General features: G+C 74.4%; 14 protein-coding genes, 2 tRNA genes and 2 pseudogenes. 13 read left to right on the top strand and 5 right to left on the bottom strand.

The genetic code is table 11. The features are described from left to right. Positions 1-73 (top strand) — tRNA-Leu (locus ABT299_RS20445). Between the two features lie 25 nt (positions 74-98). Next, positions 99-179: transfer RNA gene (locus tag ABT299_RS20440), tRNA-Tyr, on the top strand. 24 nt (positions 180-203) lie between these two features. Here the strand turns inward: ABT299_RS20440 and hpnR are convergent. After that, the gene (gene hpnR, locus ABT299_RS20435) at positions 204-1679 is read right to left on the bottom strand and encodes a hopanoid C-3 methylase HpnR (protein WP_500251690.1); all 1476 of its coding nucleotides are present in this window, start codon (positions 1677-1679) and stop codon (positions 204-206) included. 137 nt (positions 1680-1816) lie between these two features. On the opposite strand from hpnR, the gene ABT299_RS20430 reads away from it, so the two are divergent. Then, positions 1817-2413, top strand: coding sequence for a TetR/AcrR family transcriptional regulator (locus tag ABT299_RS20430; protein WP_347256818.1), 597 nt, complete (start codon positions 1817-1819; stop codon positions 2411-2413). Positions 2414-2423: 10 nt separating this feature from the next. Here the strand turns inward: ABT299_RS20430 and ABT299_RS20425 are convergent, their stop codons facing one another. Together ABT299_RS20425 and ABT299_RS20420 are read right to left on the bottom strand one after the other, a co-directional pair. After that, a complete protein-coding gene (locus tag ABT299_RS20425) occupies positions 2424-2897 on the bottom strand; it encodes a DUF3515 domain-containing protein (RefSeq protein ID WP_241755851.1) in 474 nt (157 codons plus the stop codon). Next, positions 2884-3117: an Lrp/AsnC family transcriptional regulator gene (locus ABT299_RS20420; protein ID WP_151542521.1), complete on the bottom strand. Its 234-nt coding sequence runs from the start codon at positions 3115-3117 to the stop codon at positions 2884-2886. Before ABT299_RS20420 ends, ABT299_RS20425 begins: the two co-directional genes overlap by 14 nt. Positions 3118-3272: 155 nt before the next feature. Between ABT299_RS20420 and ABT299_RS20415 the strand changes: the two genes are divergently transcribed. The 3 genes from ABT299_RS20415 (at position 3273) to thiD (ending at position 6121) form a co-directional block, all read left to right on the top strand. Next, positions 3273-4193: a thiamine-phosphate kinase gene (locus ABT299_RS20415; protein WP_433139728.1), complete on the top strand. Its 921-nt coding sequence runs from the start codon at positions 3273-3275 to the stop codon at positions 4191-4193. A 102-nt stretch (positions 4194-4295) separates the two neighbouring features. Further along, positions 4296-5255, top strand: coding sequence for a cellulose binding domain-containing protein (locus tag ABT299_RS20410; protein WP_500251689.1), 960 nt, complete (start codon positions 4296-4298; stop codon positions 5253-5255). Between the two features lie 53 nt (positions 5256-5308). Then, a complete protein-coding gene (gene thiD / locus ABT299_RS20405) occupies positions 5309-6121 on the top strand; it encodes a bifunctional hydroxymethylpyrimidine kinase/phosphomethylpyrimidine kinase (RefSeq protein WP_387027297.1) in 813 nt (270 codons plus the stop codon). A gap of 162 nt (positions 6122-6283) precedes the next feature. Here thiD and rpmB read toward each other — a convergent pair whose 3' ends face one another. Further along, the gene (gene rpmB, locus ABT299_RS20400; RefSeq protein WP_067632165.1) at positions 6284-6478 is read right to left on the bottom strand and encodes a 50S ribosomal protein L28; all 195 of its coding nucleotides are present in this window, start codon (positions 6476-6478) and stop codon (positions 6284-6286) included. 201 nt (positions 6479-6679) lie between these two features. Between rpmB and ABT299_RS20395 the strand changes: the two genes are divergently transcribed. From ABT299_RS20395 to ABT299_RS20365, 7 genes and pseudogenes are all read left to right on the top strand, one after another. Continuing rightward, the gene (locus ABT299_RS20395; protein ID WP_500251688.1) at positions 6680-8269 is read left to right on the top strand and encodes a DAK2 domain-containing protein; all 1590 of its coding nucleotides are present in this window, start codon (positions 6680-6682) and stop codon (positions 8267-8269) included. A gap of 32 nt (positions 8270-8301) precedes the next feature. Next, positions 8302-8805 (top strand): annotated as a pseudogene (locus tag ABT299_RS20390) (OB-fold nucleic acid binding domain-containing protein); the annotation flags it as partial. 1071 nt (positions 8806-9876) lie between these two features. Beyond that, a pseudogene (locus tag ABT299_RS20385) lies at positions 9877-11517 on the top strand (helicase-related protein); the annotation flags it as partial. A gap of 50 nt (positions 11518-11567) precedes the next feature. After that, complete coding sequence (locus tag ABT299_RS20380; RefSeq protein ID WP_372442199.1) at positions 11568-11648, top strand: putative leader peptide; 81 nt, start codon at positions 11568-11570, stop codon at positions 11646-11648. Between the two features lie 65 nt (positions 11649-11713). Beyond that, positions 11714-12574: a HEAT repeat domain-containing protein gene (locus ABT299_RS20375; protein ID WP_500251687.1), complete on the top strand. Its 861-nt coding sequence runs from the start codon at positions 11714-11716 to the stop codon at positions 12572-12574. A 239-nt stretch (positions 12575-12813) separates the two neighbouring features. Then, positions 12814-14097, top strand: a complete 1284-nt coding sequence (locus ABT299_RS20370; protein ID WP_500251686.1) for a serine/threonine protein kinase — start codon at positions 12814-12816, stop codon at positions 14095-14097. Continuing rightward, positions 13989-14555 carry a hypothetical protein gene (locus tag ABT299_RS20365; protein WP_500251685.1) on the top strand — a complete coding sequence of 189 codons (567 nt, stop codon included), beginning with the start codon at positions 13989-13991 and terminating at the stop codon, positions 14553-14555. The genes ABT299_RS20370 and ABT299_RS20365 overlap by 109 nt, the downstream gene beginning before the upstream one ends. 57 nt (positions 14556-14612) lie before the next feature. Here the strand turns inward: ABT299_RS20365 and ABT299_RS20360 are convergent, their stop codons facing one another. Continuing rightward, the gene (locus tag ABT299_RS20360) at positions 14613-15560 is read right to left on the bottom strand and encodes a hypothetical protein (RefSeq protein WP_500251684.1); all 948 of its coding nucleotides are present in this window, start codon (positions 15558-15560) and stop codon (positions 14613-14615) included. Between the last annotated feature and the right edge of the window lie 47 nt (positions 15561-15607).

Raw genomic sequence — 15607 nt, 5'->3', positions numbered from 1 at the left:
GCCTCCGTAGTCCAACGGTAGAGACAGCGGCATGAGGTGCCGTGTGCTGGGGGTTCGAATCCCTCCGGAGGTACTGGGCGGGCCGTCGGCCCGCGCCCGGGGCGGCGCCGACGCGGGAGAGTCGGGCCTGTCTGTAAAACAGGTGCAATGCTGAGTGGGTTCGAATCCCACCCGCCCCACCGGATCCCCCTCCCGGGGTGCGGTCAGCGCTGGCGCTCGTGGATGTAGAGCACCTTGCGGCCGGCGGGCCCGACGGAGCGGTGGTCGGGCACCGGCAGCTCGTAGCGGACCTTCCGCAGGTGGTCGCCGTACTGCCGGTCGGTGTTGTAGACGGACCGGAACTTCCAGATCGACCTGGCGAAGTTCGTCTGCCCGTGCCACAGGTGGCGGCCCATGATGCCGAGCGTCTGCGCCGCCGCGGCGACGCCGAGGTGCTTGCGGTTCATCACCGACTGCGTCTTCACCAGCTCGCGGTAGAACTCGTACAGCGGCAGGTTCGTCGGCACCACCGCGTGCTGGATGTCGAAGAGCCGGTAGTCGCGCGTCGTCAGCTTGCGGGACTCGGTATGCCAGATCTCCGTGCCGGGATAGGGCGTCATCACGGTGAGGTTGACGATCTCGGGCACCGACAGCGCCCATTCCCGGACGAGTCTGAACTGCCGGGCGTCCCAGGCCGGGTCCACGATCAGGTTGATGGCCACGGTGAGGCCCATCCGGCGCGCGAGTTCGAGGGCCTTGATGTTGGTGTCCGGGCTGGTCCGCTTGCGGTACCGGTCGAGCCCCTCCTCGTCGAGCGCCTCCATGCCGAGGAACATGTAGTTCAGGCCGAGCCGCCGCCACCGCTCGAAGACCTCGGGGTGGCGCAGCAGGACGTCCGCGCGGGTCTCCAGGTAGTACTCCTTGCGGATGCCGCGCCGCTCCACCTCGGCGGCGATCGCGTCGCCGTGCTCGGGCTTGATGAACGCGACGTCGTCCACGATGAACAGGCCGGGCTCGCGGATCGAGGCGATCTCCTCCGCCGCGGCCTCCGCCGACACCTTCCGGTACGTGCGCCCGTAGAACGTCCACGCGCTGCAGAACGAGCAGTCCCACGGGCAGCCGCGGGTGAACTCGATGGACGCGGCCGGGTCCAGGACGCCGATGAAGTACTTGTGGCGGCGCCGGGTCAGGTCGCGGGCCGGACGGGGCGCGTCCAGGCTGTCGAGCAGCAGCGGCACCTTCTTGCAGGTGCCGTCGGCGGTCACGGCGCCCGGCACCTCGCCGAGCCCGCCGTCGCGCGCGGCCTCCAGCAGCAGCGGCGCCGCGACCTCGCCCTCCCCGCGCAGCACCGCGTCCAGCGCCCCGTTCGCCTGGTCGAGGACGTGCTGGGCGATGAACGAGACGCTGTGCCCGCCGGCGAACACGAAGCACTCCGGCAGCCGGCGCTTGACCTCCTTGGCCAGGTCGATCATCTCCGGCACGTTGGCCAGGTAGTTCACCCCGAACCCGACGGCCTCCGGCCGGAACTCGCGCAGCTCGCGGCGCAGGTCGTCGTGGGTGAAGACCTGCAGGTCCAGCAGCCGGACCTGGTGGCCGGCGGTGCGCAGCGCGGCGGCGACCCGCTCGACCCCGAGCGGTTCCAGCCGCAGGAAGATCTCCGAGTACATCAGTCCGCTGGGATGGACCAGGAGAGTGCGCATCGGGTTCCCTTCCCAGGCGCGTCGGTCGTTCGCTGTGGTGCCGGAAACGCGGCGCTCCGGACAGCGGACTGTTACCCGTGATAACGGAGAGTTAACGAGTTGCCGGGGCGGCGGGCATTGAACTAATGTCTGGACATGTGTCCGGAGAAGTGTCGACCGAGCCCCCGCGCCGCCGCCTCACGCCGCGGCAGGCCGACACGGTGCGCCGGCTCACCGACGCCGCCGTCGAGGAGGTCCGCGACACCGGCTACGAGGGGCTGACCGTCCGCAACGTCGCCCGCCGCGCGGGCGTGGCGCCGGCCACCGCCTACACCTACTTCGCGTCCAAGAACCACCTGATCACCGAGGTGTTCTGGCGGCGCCTCAGCGCGCTGCCGCCCGTCGAGACCGGCGAGGACCCCGACGTCGCCGGCCGCGTCGAGCGGGTGCTGCGCGAGATCGCGCTGCTGGTCTCCGACGAGCCGGAGCTCGCCGCGGCGTGCACCACCGCGATGCTCGGCACCGACCCCGACGTCCGGGAGCTGCGCGCCCGCGTCGGCGTCGCGATCCGCACCCGGCTGCGGGACGCCCTCGGCGACCACGACGACCCCGCGGTCCTCGGCGCGCTGGAACTCGCCTACTCCGGTGCGCTCCTGCACGCCGGCATGGGCTACACCTCCTACACCCGCATGGCCGACCGGCTCGCCGAGATGGCGCGGCTCATCCTGCCCGGCGGCGACGGCGCCCGCGCGTGACGGGGACGGCCTAGATCTGCCCCTCCGGCTTCGCCGGGATCGTCGCCTTGATCGCCGGGGTCAGCTCGATCAGCACGTCCCCGGCCGGCCGGTACTTCGCCGGGACGGTCACCTCGACGTACGCCTGCCGCCCCACCGCCGTCCAGGTCACCGGACGGTCCACCGGCTGCCCGAACCAGCTGATCCCGTTGATGTCCACCAGCTCCGACGTCTGCCGCAGCGCCGCCGGTATCGGCACGCCGCAGCGCAGCGCGATCGCCGGTGACCCCCACGCCGCCGTCAGCTGCGAATCCGGCTTCGTGTCGCGCAGCGACCGACCGTGCACCTTCGCCGGCAGGCGAAGCCCCTCGCAGAGCCGCTGCGTCGCCGCGTCCGGATGCGGAACCGGGACCTCCACCGCGCCGTCCCCGCACGCGGCCGGCAGCAGCATCAGCGGAGCCAGCAGCAGCGGCGCCCAGCGGAACCGGAGCTCAGATGTGGACAATGGGGCAGGTGAGGGTCCGCGTGATGCCCTCGACCGTCTGGATCTGCGCGACGACGAGCTTGCCCAGCTCGTCCACATTCCGCGCCTCCGCTCGGACGATCACGTCGTAGGGTCCCGTGACGTCCTCCGCCAGGGTCACGCCGGGAACTCCGGAGATGTGCCCCGCGACCTCGGCCGCCTTGCCCACTTCGGTCTGGATGAGGATGTAGGCCTGCACCATCACGTCCTCCCCTGGGCGGAGAATTAGCCGTCGGACGGTCACCGTATCGTGTTAGGCGGCGCCGTGGGCGTTCGGGGGCCGCACAGCCCATTCACGGGCCGGACGAGGCCGGCGGGACACGGGCGCCGGGCGGTGAGAGGGCGGGAACGGGGCGGATGGGCACCATCGGGGAGCTGGGCGAGTTCGGGCTGATCGGCCGGCTGACGCGGCGGCTGCCGCAGGGCCCCGCCGTCCTGCTCGGCCCCGGCGACGACGCCGCGGTCATCGCCGCGCCGGACGGCCGGGTCGCCGCCACCACCGACCTGCTCGTCGAGGGACGGCACTTCCGCCGCGACTGGTCCGGCCCCTATGACATCGGCCGCAAGGCCGCCGCGCAGAACCTCGCCGACGTGGTCGCGATGGGCGCCCGCCCGACCGCGCTGCTCGTCGGCTTCGCGGCGCCGCCGTCCACCGAGACGGCCTGGGCCGAGCGGCTCTACGACGGCCTCGCCGACGAGTGCCGCCGCGCCGGCGCGTCCGTCGCGGGCGGCGACGTGGTCGGCGCCCCCGAGGTCACGCTCGCGATCACCGCGCTCGGCGACCTCGGCGGCGGCGCGCCGCTCACCCGGTCCGGCGCCCGTCCCGGCGACCTCGTCGCGGTGCGCGGCCGGCTCGGGCACGCCTCCGCCGGGCTGGCGCTGCTCGCCGAGGGACGCGACGGGCCCGCCGACCTGCTCGCCGCGCACCGCCGCCCCGAGCCGCCGTACGAGGCGGGCGCCGAGGCGCGGGACGCGGGCGCGACCGCTCTGCTCGACGTGAGCGACGGGCTCGTCCAGGACCTCGGGCACCTCGCCGAGGCGAGCGGGGTGCGGATCGACGTCGACTCCGCGAGACTGGTCGTCCCGGAGTTCCTCGGCCCGGACGGGCTGCGGCACGTGCTCACCGGCGGCGAGGACCACGCGTTCGCCGGCGCATTCCCGCCCGATTCGCCGCCGCCCCCGTCCTGGACGGTGATCGGAACCGTACGGAAAGGTGCGGGAGTGCGCGTCGACGGGCGCGTTCCGGACGCCTCCGGATGGGACCATTTCCGGGGGTGAACGGCCGGTCGACGCCGGGTGTCGACGGGGTGCGCTTTCCCTCATCCGGTAGGCATGTTTGGTACTGGTTTGGTATACATCCTGTGATCGAAGAGGAATGGGATGGGACGACACACCAAGCGCGAGCGACCCGATGACGAGCCCGCGCCGGACGATCCGGCGCCCGCGGGTTCGTTCCTCGGAGCCCCTCCCGGCCCGTCCTACGAGGCCTTCTCCGGCCCGACCGACGACCAGGTGTTCTTCTCCTACGAGCCCTACCCTCCCGCCTCCTCGCCCGGTTCCCCGGCCGGCCCGCCGCCCGCCGCGCAGCGCCAGCACGGCCCCCCGGACCCGCGCCGCTTCGAGCCCTATCCCGGCGACTACCCGGGCGACCTCCCCGCCGCCATGGCCGGCCGCGACGACCGCGTCCCCGGCGCTCCCGCCCCCTCCCTGCCGCCGTCCGGGCCCGCGTCGGGTCCCGCCGTCGACGGCATCGCGCAGCCACCCGCCGCGCCCGCCGCGCCCGCCGCGGACACCGCGGCCTCCCCGCGCTCGACGCGGGCCCGGGTCGCCCGGCTCGTGTCCGCGCTCCCCGTCCCGATGCTGCCGATCGTCGCGCTCGTCATCGCCGTCGGCGTCGTCGCCTACGCGCTGAGCACCCAGCAGATCTCCCTCAACTTCGCCGGCGGCGCCCCCAAGAACCCCGTCGACACCAACCCGCGCGACAGCACGGTCTCCCAGCGCGGGCCGGGCAACCGCGCCAGCCGCGCGAGCCGCCCCGACGGGCTCGTCATCGCCTTCCACGTCGTCTCCCGCACCACCACGGCCTTCCGCGCCACCGGCACCGTCACCAACCAGGGGCAGAAGGCGATCTCCCGCTGGGCGCTCGCGTTCAAGATCCCGAACGTGACGGTGCGCGCGGTCAGCGGCGCCATCGTCGTGAAGACCGGGCAGCTCGCCTACGTCCGCGGCCGCACGGGGCTCGCGCCCGGACGCTCCGCCCAGTTCGTCTTCACCGCGAACGGCACGCCGCGGAAGCCGACCTACTGCGTCATGAACAAGCTGGCCTGCACCATCCTGTGAGCGCCCCCGGCCGGGAGCCGCGCCGCGCGATGGATCGCCATAAAGTGGATGCCATGCAGCAGAACGCGCCCGCGCCCCGCCAGGCCCCGCCCCTCGTGCTCACCATCGCGGGCTCGGACTCCGGCGGCGGCGCCGGGATCCAGGCGGACCTGAAGACGATGCTCGCGCTCGGCGTGCACGGGATGAGCGTCATCGCCGCCGTCACGGCGCAGAACTCCCTCGGCGTCCAGGGCTACTGGGAGCTGCCGGTCGAGGCCGTCCGCGCTCAGCTCGACTCCGTGCTGTCCGACATCGGCGTGCACGCGATCAAGACCGGGATGCTGGCGTCGACCGCGCTCGTCGAGACCGTCGCCGAGGCGCTGGCCGCCTCCGACGCCCCGTCCGTCGTGGACCCGGTCGGCGTCTCCAAGCACGGCGACTCGCTGCTCGCGCCCGACGCCGTCGACGCGGTCCGCTCGGCGCTGCTGCCCGCCGCGACCGTCGTCACCCCGAACCTGTACGAGGTCGAGCAGCTCACCGGCGTCAAGGTGGTGGACGAGGCGGGCCTGCGCGAGGCCGCCGAGGCGGTCAAGGCGCTCGGCCCCCGCTGGGTGCTGATCAAGGGCGGCCACCTTCCCGGCGAGCCCGCCGACCTGCTGTTCGACGGGGAGCACGAGCACCGCTTCACCGCGCCGCGGCACGACAACCGGCACACCCACGGCACCGGCTGCACCCTCGCGTCCGCGATCGCCTCCCACCTCGCGCTCGGCGACGACGTCCCCGCGGCGGTCGGCAAGGCCAAGGAGTACGTCACCGGCGCGATCGCCGCGGGCTTCCCGCTCGGCGCCGGCATCGGCCCCGTCGACCACGGCTGGCGGTGGCGTTAACTCCCAAGCCCGGCCCGAGAGCCTCGCCTCCGGCGTCGCCTCCACCGGTCAGGTCACGCGCTCGCGTGACGGCCGGGCGCTTCTCGTCAAAAGTGTCCGGGCATGCGAAAACCGGCTCACCGGGCTGTCCCGATGAACCGGCTCAGGCTCGCGTCCCGCGGTTCAGACGGTCGGCTTGACGATCTTGCCGGCCTTGATGCAGGAGGTGCAGGCGTTGATCCGCTTGGTGCTGCCGTTCACGACGGCGCGCACGCGCTGGATGTTGGGGTTCCAGCGGCGCGGGGTGCGGCGGTGCGAGTGGGAGACGCGCATGCCGAAACCGGGTCCCTTGCCGCAGACGTCGCAGACGGAAGCCACGGGAAACTCCAAGTGGTGTCGATGCTCTACCGGAGCGCCGCCCGTCGCCGCCTCGGACGGGGCCGGGCATCGTGGGCGCTCACTGATCGCGCCTCGGACGAGGCGCACGGATCAGACTAGCCGAACGGTCCCTGACTAAGCGAATCGAAGCCGCGGTCAGGGCTCTGGCGCCCGGCGGGGAGGGCACTGCAAGATGACCCGATGGTCCTTGATGCGGCGTCGGTGCGGCGGTGGTGCAGGCTCGCGGCGGACGCCCTCGGCCGCACCCGCGGGGAGATCGACGCGCTGAACGTCTTCCCCGTCCCCGACGGCGACACCGGAACGAACCTGCACCTCACCGTCCTCGCGGCGGCGGAAGCGGCGGACGCCCTGCCCTCCGGCGCGTGCGAGGCGGACACGTGGCGAGCGGTCGCGCAGGCCGCGCTGCTGGGCGCGCGGGGCAACTCCGGGGTGATCCTCAGCCAGGTCCTGCGGGGCATGGCCGACGTGCTCGGCTCGCCGCCGGCGCGGACGGGGGGCGAGGCCCTCGCGGAGGCGCTGGAGCACGCGTCGGTGCTGGCCAGGGCGGCGGTCGAGCATCCCGTCGAGGGCACGATCCTGAGCGTGCTGGGCGAGGCGGCGTCGGCGGCGTCGGAGGCGTCCGCGACGGGCATCGAGGGGACGGCCCGCGCGGCGGCGGACGGGGCGCGCCGCGCGCTGCGCCGCACGACCGGGCAGCTCGATGTGCTGGCCCGCAGCGGCGTCGTGGACGCGGGCGCGGCCGGGCTGTGCGTGGTCCTCGACGCGCTCGCCGCCGTGGTCACCGACGAGTACCCCGAGCACTACGAGGTCCCCGCCCGTGCCGCCGGCGCGACGCCGCCGCCGGCCGCGCGCCCCGAACCGCAGGGACCCGGCTACGAGGTCATGTACCTGCTGGACGCGCCGGACGCGGCCGTCCACGACCTGCGGGAGAGGCTCGACGGCCTCGGCGACTCCCTCGTCGTGGTCGGCGGCGACGGCCTGTGGAACGTCCATGTGCACGTCGACGACGCGGGCGCCGCGATCGAGGCGGGCCTGGCCGCCGGGCGCCCGCACCGGATCCGCGTCACCTACCTGCACGCCGCGTCCCCGGACGAGCCGCACCGGCCGCACGCGGGCCGCGCCGTGATCGCGGTGACCGCCGCCGACGGGCTGGCCGCGCTGTTCGAGGAGGCCGGCGCCCGGGTCGTCCGGCGCGAGCCCGGCGCGGTGCCGCCGCTCGCCGTGCTGGCCGAGGCGATCCTCGCGGCCGGTGACGAGGTGGTGGTGCTGCCGAACGAGCCGGAGGTCCTCGCGCTCGCCGAGGCCGCCGCCGAGCGCGCGCGGGACGGCGGCGCGCGCATCGCGGTGGTCCCGGCGAAGGCGTCCGTGCAGGGCCTCGCCGCGCTCGCGGTGCACGACCCGCTGCGCCGCTTCGGCGACGACGTCATCGCGATGACCCGCGCCGCCGGCGCCACCCGGTTCGGGCACCTGGAGGTCGCCGCGCAGGAGGCGGTGACGAGCGTCGGCCTGTGCCGGCCCGGCGACGTCCTCGGCCTGATCGAGGGCGACGTCGCGACGATCGGCGCCGACATCGCGGAGGTCGCGCGGCGCGTCCTGGACCGGATGCTGTCGGGCGGCGGGGAGCTCGTCACCCTGATCGCCGGGCGCAACGCCCCGCCCGGGCTGGCCGAGCGGCTGGAGGACCAGCTGCGCGACGGCCGTCCCGATGTGGAGGTCGCCCTCTACGACGGGGCGCAGCGCCGCTACCCGCTGCTCATCGGAGTCGAGTGATTCGTGTCGCCGCCATGGGCTAGAAAGGGTCCGTGGCGAATCTCGACGAGCCGTTGCGCAAGGTTCTCGGCGACAAGACGGCCAAGGTGCTGGAGAAGGGCCTCGACCTGCACACGGCCGGTGACCTGCTGCACCACTATCCGCGCCGCTACGCCACCCGGGGCGAGCTGACGCCGCTGAACGAGCTGCTCGACGGCGAGCACGTCACCGTCATGGCGGAGGTCGTGAAGGTGCAGGGCCGCTCGCTGACCCGCAGCCCCGGCTACGTCCTGGAGATCACCGTCACCGACGGGACGGGGCAGCTCAAGCTGAGCTTCTTCGGCCGCAAGGGCTCCTACCGCCCGGAGAAGGACCTGTCGCCCGGCACCCGCGGCCTGTTCGCCGGCAAGATCAGCACCTACCGGCCGCGCAGCGGGAACGTGCAGCGGCAGCTCACCCACCCGCAGTACAAGGTCGTCGCGGAGCGGACCGCCGAGCAGGCCGCGCAGGAGTGGGCCGACGAGATCATCCCGATCTACCCGTCGACCAAGGGCCTGGACATCGAGACGATCGGCATGTCGGTCGGGATGGTCCTGGACCAGCTCGACCTGCCCGCCGACCCGATGCCCGAGGCGCTGCTGCGCCGCCGCGGGCTGATCGGCCTCCGCGAGGCGTACGAGGGGATCCACCGGCCGAAGTCCTGGGACGAGCTGACCCGCGCCCGCGCCCGCCTGAAGTGGGACGAGGCGTTCGTCGTGCAGGTCGCGCTGGCGCAGCGCCGGCTCGCGGCCGCCGCCCTCCCGGCGAAGCCGCGCCCGCCGTCGTTCGGCGGCGTCCTCGCCGAGTTCGACGCCCGCCTGCCGTTCGAGCTGACCAAGGGCCAGCGCGAGGTCGGCGACGAGATCGCCGCCGACCTGGCCCTCGAACACCCCATGCACCGCCTCCTCCAGGGCGACGTCGGCGCCGGGAAGGCCCAGCCGATCGACGCCGGCGTGTTGACGCCCGGCGGATTCCGGCCGATGGGCGACCTTCGGGCGGGGGACGAGGTGATCACGCCCGAGGGCGAGGTCACGGTGGTGACGGGCGTGTTCCCGCAAGGCGAACGGGAGGTCTACCGCCTCGTGTTCTCCGACGGGACCTCGGTCGAATGCGATGACGAGCATCTCTGGGCGGTGAAGACCGACACGGGCTGGCACCGCGGGAGTGATCTCAAGGTCCTGACGACGCGCGAACTGCGCCAGGACCTGCTTCGCAAGTCCGGAGTCAGCAAGTGGTACCTGCCCTTGGTCGAGGCGCCCGAGTTGGACGCGCCGATCGCCCGCCCGATCGATCCCTACCTCTTGGGCGTCCTGCTCGGCGATGGGTTCATGAAGTACGGGCGGCTGGCGATATCGACGCAGGACCGGGAGATCGTCGATGCGGTAGGGGAACTGGTGCCCGATGGATGCAGGCTCGTCCAGCGAGCGGATCGTCCACGCGACTGGTCGATTCTCGGTGAGCGTCGCGGTGCGGGAAACCCGGTCATCGCCGCTCTGCGGGACCTGGGCGTCTACGGCAAGGGGGCGCACGACAAGTTCGTTCCGGCCGGCTATCTGAACGCATCGGCGAAAGAGCGGCATGCGCTGTTGCAAGGGCTGCTGGACGCGGACGGGACGTTGCGAGCCGAGGGCAGGGACGTCAGCCTGCTCTCCGCCTCGCGGCGACTGGCGGAGGACGTCGCCTGGCTGACCCGGTCGCTCGGTGGCTACGCCCGGTGCCGTCAGACCATGAAGATGGGCAAGCCCTACTGGACGACGAGCGTCGCACTGCCGAACGCCTTCCCGCCCTTCCGGCTGTCCCGCAAGGCGAGCCGGTTGAGGCCGCGGACGAAGTACGAGCGCAGGCGCAAGGGCATCCGCGCGATCGAGTACGTCGGCCGCAAGGAGGTCCAATGCATCTCCGTCGCCCATCCCGGTCACCTCTACGTGACGGACGGATGGACGCCGACTCACAACACGGTGGTCGCGTTGCGGGCGATGCTGCAGGTGGTGGACGGGGGCGGGCAGGCGGCGCTGCTCGCGCCGACCGAGGTGCTCGCGCAGCAGCACTACCGGTCGATCACCGGGATGCTCGGGGACCTGGCGCAGGCCGGGCAGATCGGCGGCGCCGAGCACGCGACGCGGGTGGCGCTGCTCACCGGGTCGCAGGGCGCGAAGGCGCGCAAGGCGGCGCTGCTGGACGCGGCGTCCGGCACGGCCGGGATCGTCGTCGGCACGCACGCGCTGCTGCAGGAGACCGTGCAGTTCGCGGACCTCGGGCTCGTGGTGGTGGACGAGCAGCACCGGTTCGGCGTCGAGCAGCGGGACGCGCTGCGCGAGAAGGTCGACGGCGGCCGCCCGCACGTGCTGGTGATGACGGCGACGCCGATCCCGCGGACGGTGGCGATGACGGTGTTCGGCGACCTGGAGACGTCGGTGCTGGGCCAGTTGCCCGCGGGCCGCTCGGAGATCCAGACGCACGTGGTGCCGCCGGAGCGGCCGAACTTCCTCGCGCGGACGTGGGAGCGCATCCGGGAGGAGGTCGGGCAGGGCCGACAGGTCTACATCGTCTGCCCGCGCATCGGGGAGAAGGAGGGCGACGAGGGCGACGCCGTCGCCGCCGGCGACGAGGAGGGCCGGCGGTCGCCGCTCGGCATCATGGAGCTGCTGCCGCAGCTGGAGGAGCTGCTGTCCGGGCTGCGGATCGGGGTGCTGCACGGCAAGCTCCACCCGGACGAGAAGGAAGCGGTGATGCGCCGCTTCACCGAGCGGGAGCTGGACGTCCTGCTCGCGACCACGGTCATCGAGGTCGGCGTGGACGTGCCGAACGCGACCGTGATGGTGATCATGGACGCGGACCGGTTCGGCGTGTCCCAGCTGCACCAGCTGCGCGGGCGGGTCGGGCGCGGATCGCTGCACGGGCTGTGCCTTCTGGTGACCGACGCCGAGCCGGGGAGCAAGGCGCGCGAGCGGCTGGACGCGGTGGCCTCGACGACGGACGGGTTCCGGCTGTCGCGGCTCGACCTGGAGCAGCGGCGCGAGGGCGACGTGCTGGGGGCGGCGCAGGCGGGCCGCGCGTCCAGCCTGCGGCTGCTGACGCTGCAGCGCGACGAGGACGTCATCCGCGACGCGCGCGAGGAGGCGACGTCGCTGGTCGAGGCCGATCCGGACCTGTCCGGCCATCCGGGGCTGGCGACCGTGCTGGCGTCGCTGCTGGACGAGGACCGCGCCGGCTTCCTGGAAAAGACGTAATTCCTACCGATTAAGTTGACTTTCAGTCGGATCGCCGCCACGATGGTCGCGTGACCCCGAACTCGGCCCTCGTCGCCCGGCTGCACGTCGACCTGCGGCGCGTGGCCAGCGCCCTGTGTTCCCGTCGCTGATCCCGACCGGGGTCCGGGCGCCCGCCCGGCCCGTCCAGGACCGACGGCTTCCAGGAGGCCACACCATGACGATCACCCGGCTCGACGACGTGGAGGAGTCCCTCCGCGCGACCGACCCCGCGACCCGCGCCGCCGCGGTCACCGCGCTCACCGCCGCCGTCCGCGCGGGCGACGCGCCGCGCGGCGCCGGCGACACCCTCGCCTGGGCGCTCGCCGACGAGGACGGCGACGTCCGCGGCCGCGCCGCCGACGCGCTGCGCCGGCTGCCCGAGCTGTACATCGGCGAGGACGGCATCGGCGCGCTGCGGCTCGCCGCCGCCCGCGGCCGCGACCGCCTCGTCCGCGACACCGCCGCCGAACTGCTCACGATCCTCTCCCGCGGCGCCGGGGAGCTGTACGCGCAGGGCCTGCAGGACGACGAACCGCAGGTCCGGATCCAGGCCGTGCTCGGGCTCGTCGCGCTCGGCGCCGTGCCCGAGGTCGCCGACGCGGCCGACGACCCGTCCCGCGAGGTGCGGGTCGCCGTCGCCGAGGGCCTCGCCCGGCTGTCCGGCCCCGCCGCGCTCACCGCGCTGGAGCACCTGCTCGGCGACCACGACCCCGTCGTCCGGATGGCCGCGCTCGACGCGGCGGCGGAGCTGGGCGTCCCCGGACCGCTGGAGGGGCGCGTCGTCACCTCGACCGCGCACGCCAGCTGGCAGGTGCGGCGCCGCGCCGTGCGGGCGCTCGGCCGGGCCCGCGCCGACGTCGCCGTCCAGCCGCTCGTCCGGGCCCTCGGCGACCGGATCGTGGACGTGCGGCGCGCCGCCGTGCGGGCCCTGGAGCAGTGGGCGGCGGACCGTCCCGAGGTGGTCACGGCGCTCACCGAATCCCTCACCGACCCGGACCCGGGTGTGCGCACCCAGGTCCGCTGGGCGCTCGCGTAGGCGTACGCGGGCCCGCGGGCGGCCCGCTCTCACCTCCACCGCGCCGGTCTCGATGCGGGCGGGACGTTCTGGGGTGGGGCGCCCTGCTCGCTTCAAGACCTGCGCGGGACGGTCGGCGGGCGGTGACCGAGAACTCACGGACGATCACCGACGTCTAACGTGGCACCGGAAGGTAAGGGCCGGACGGTGCCCGCGCGGGTAGGTGTTCCCGTGGCGGTCCACGCGACGGAGGAGGGCCGATGACGCCCGTTGCCCCACTGCGGCCGGACGACCCGGGGCGGCTGGGGCGGTACGAGCTGCTCGGACGGCTCGGCGAGGGCGGGCAGAGCGTCGTCTACCTGGGCCGCCGCGACGACGGCATGCACGGCGCCGTCAAGCTGCTGCGCGCGCAGCTGAGCCGCAGCCCCGAGTGGCGGGCCCGGTTCGAGCGCGAGCTGAAGCTGATCGAGCGGGTCGCCGGGTTCTGCACGGCGCAGGTCGTCGACGCCGACGTGTCCGCCGAGACGCCGTACGTCGTCAGCGAGTACGTGCCGGGCCCGTCGCTGACCGGGCTGGTGACCGAGCGCGGCCCGCGGGCCGGCACCGACCTGGACCGGCTGGCGATCGGCACGGTCACCGCGCTCGCGGCGATCCACCGCGCGGGGATCCTGCACCGCGACTTCAAGCCGTCGAACGTGCTGATGGGGCCGGACGGCCCGCGCGTCATCGACTTCGGCATCGCCCGGCTGATCGGCGACGCGGCGGCGCGGGGCAGCGGCGTCGTCGGGACGCCGTCCTACATGGCGCCCGAGCAGGTGACCGACGCCGAGCTCGGCACCGGCGTCGACATGTTCACCTGGGCCGCGACGATGCTGTTCGCCGCGACGGGCCGGCATCCGTTCGGCAACGACTCGATCTCCGCGGTGTTCCACCGGATCCTGCACTACGAGCCGGACCTGTCGCCCCTGCCGGGGACGCTGCGCGGCTCCGTCGCCGCCTGCCTGGCGAAGGACCCGGCGCGGCGTCCCGAGGCGCAGCAGGTGCTGCTCGACCTGATCGGCCGCGACGTCCCGCCCGCGCCCAGGGACGGCGGCGCGCTGACGACCGGCGCGCAGCTGGCGGGGGACCGGCGCACGCCGCCCCTGCCGGACCGGTTCGGCGCGGCGGGGACCGGACCGGAGCCGCCGACGCCCGACACGGTCCCGCGCCCGGCCCACCGCGTCGGCCGCCGTGCGGCGCTCGCGGCGGTGCCGCTCGTGGTCCTCGCGGGCGGCGGGACGGCCTGGGCGGTGCTGGCGAACGGCTCGCCGGACGCGCCCGCCACGGCGTCCACCGACCAGGCGGCCCCGCCCGCGGCGGCGAGCGCGGCGATCGCGCCGGCCTCGGAGGCGGTCAAGACGGTGCTCAGCTTCGACCACTCCTCGCAAGAAGGAACGTGGCGGCGGCGCACCAGGTGTCGACGCCGCGCTACGGCGCCGACTACGACCGGCAGCTCGCGGCGAGCGGCTACCGCAAGGAGCTCCAGGACAAGAAGGGGTCGGTGACCACCGACGTCGTCGACTCCGCGGTGGTCGGCGCGGCGTCCGGCAGCGTCAGCGTGCTGTCGTTCGTCAAGCGGACGGTGCGCGCCGAGGGCGCGTCGCCGCGCCTGCTGTCGGACCCGATGCGCGCGACGATGGTCAGGCAGGGGAACCGGTGGCTCCTCGACACCCTCTACACGCTCAAGGCGGGGTCGCAGCGCGCCGACACCTCGGGCCTCCCGTGGCCGGGGACGCAGGCGCGCGGGGCCCTCGGCGCCGTCTACCGGGATCCGTCCGTCGCGTCGGGGACGCCGGTGGAGCTGGGCCTGCGCGCGGGCGACGGTCCGCGGGGGCTGACCGCGCTCATCGCCGTCGGCGACTGCAAGGGCGCGTGCACCGACAAGGACCCGGTCTCGTTCCACCGCCTGCTGCTGCGGCGGACGGGCGGAGGGTGGACGGTCGCGTCCTCGCAGCGGCTCTGAAGCCGAAACGGTCCAGGGGCGTCCCGGACGAGGGCGCCCCTGGACCGTGGACGCGGGTCAGGACTCGCGTGCCGCGGCGCGCCTGCGGGTCGCGGCGATCGCCGCGGCCCCGGCCGTGACGGCGGCGAGGCCGAGCGCGGCGATGGGCAGCGCGTCGGTGCCGGTGAACGGCAGGCCCTTCGGCGGGACGTACGCCGACGCGGAGACGCCGGACCCGAGCCCGCCGCCATGCGCGGACGGCAGGTCGGGCAGCAGCGGCGCCGACGGCGGCCCGGGCGGCGCCGGAGACGGGCTCGGCGGGGTGGTGGGGCCCGGGGGCGGCGTCGGCGGCGACGGCGGAAGCGGTGAGGTGGGCGGCGGGGTCGGCGGGCTCGGCGGCGCGGGGGCCTGCTCGCAGCCGCTGCCGACGCAGGCGCCGAGGTTCACGTGCGCCGACACGGGCGTGCCGCCCGCCGGCGCCAGCCCGGCGGCCAGTTCGGCGTTGCCGCTGATGAGCCGCCGTCCCGCCGACAGGGTCGTCCCGGCCTGCACCTTCAGGTTCGTGCCGCCGGCCGGTGTCCTGGCGTTCCCGTCCACGCGGGCGCCCGCGTTGAGCGTGGCGTCGTTGAGGCCGACGCTCGCGCCGGTCCGTACCCGGAGGCCGGCCTCGCCGTCCGGCGTCCTGACGCCCGCGCCCAGGTCGAGACCGGCGCCGGCGGTGTTCGTGCGCTGGTCGTAGGCGAGGGTGGCGTTCAGGTGCAGGTCCAGTACGGGTGCCGCCGGCTTCGCCTTCGCGACCGTCTTGGCCGCCGGCCGAGCGCGCTTCACCTTGTGCACGGCGCTCTTCGCGCGGTGGCGGTGTTCGGCGGGACGAGCCGGCTTCCGGGCCTTCAGCTTGTGGGTTCCCGCCGGCTGCGCGGCGGGCGCGAGCCGGAGGGACGGTCGGTCGGCGGGGGGCCGGGAGGCGTCGGCGTTCGACACGCCGCTCATGGCGGCGAGGCCGAGAACCGTCGCTCCGGCCGTCACCGCGATTCTCCTACCGTGGTGCACAGATGCTCCTGAGGGGGAGGGGG

It is taken from the genome of Spirillospora sp. NPDC000708, assembly GCF_040299565.1.
GTDB lineage: Bacteria > Actinomycetota > Actinomycetes > Streptosporangiales > Streptosporangiaceae > Spirillospora.
The sequence above is the reverse complement of the archived record's forward strand: the minus strand, read 5'-3'. Positions and strand labels throughout refer to the sequence as shown.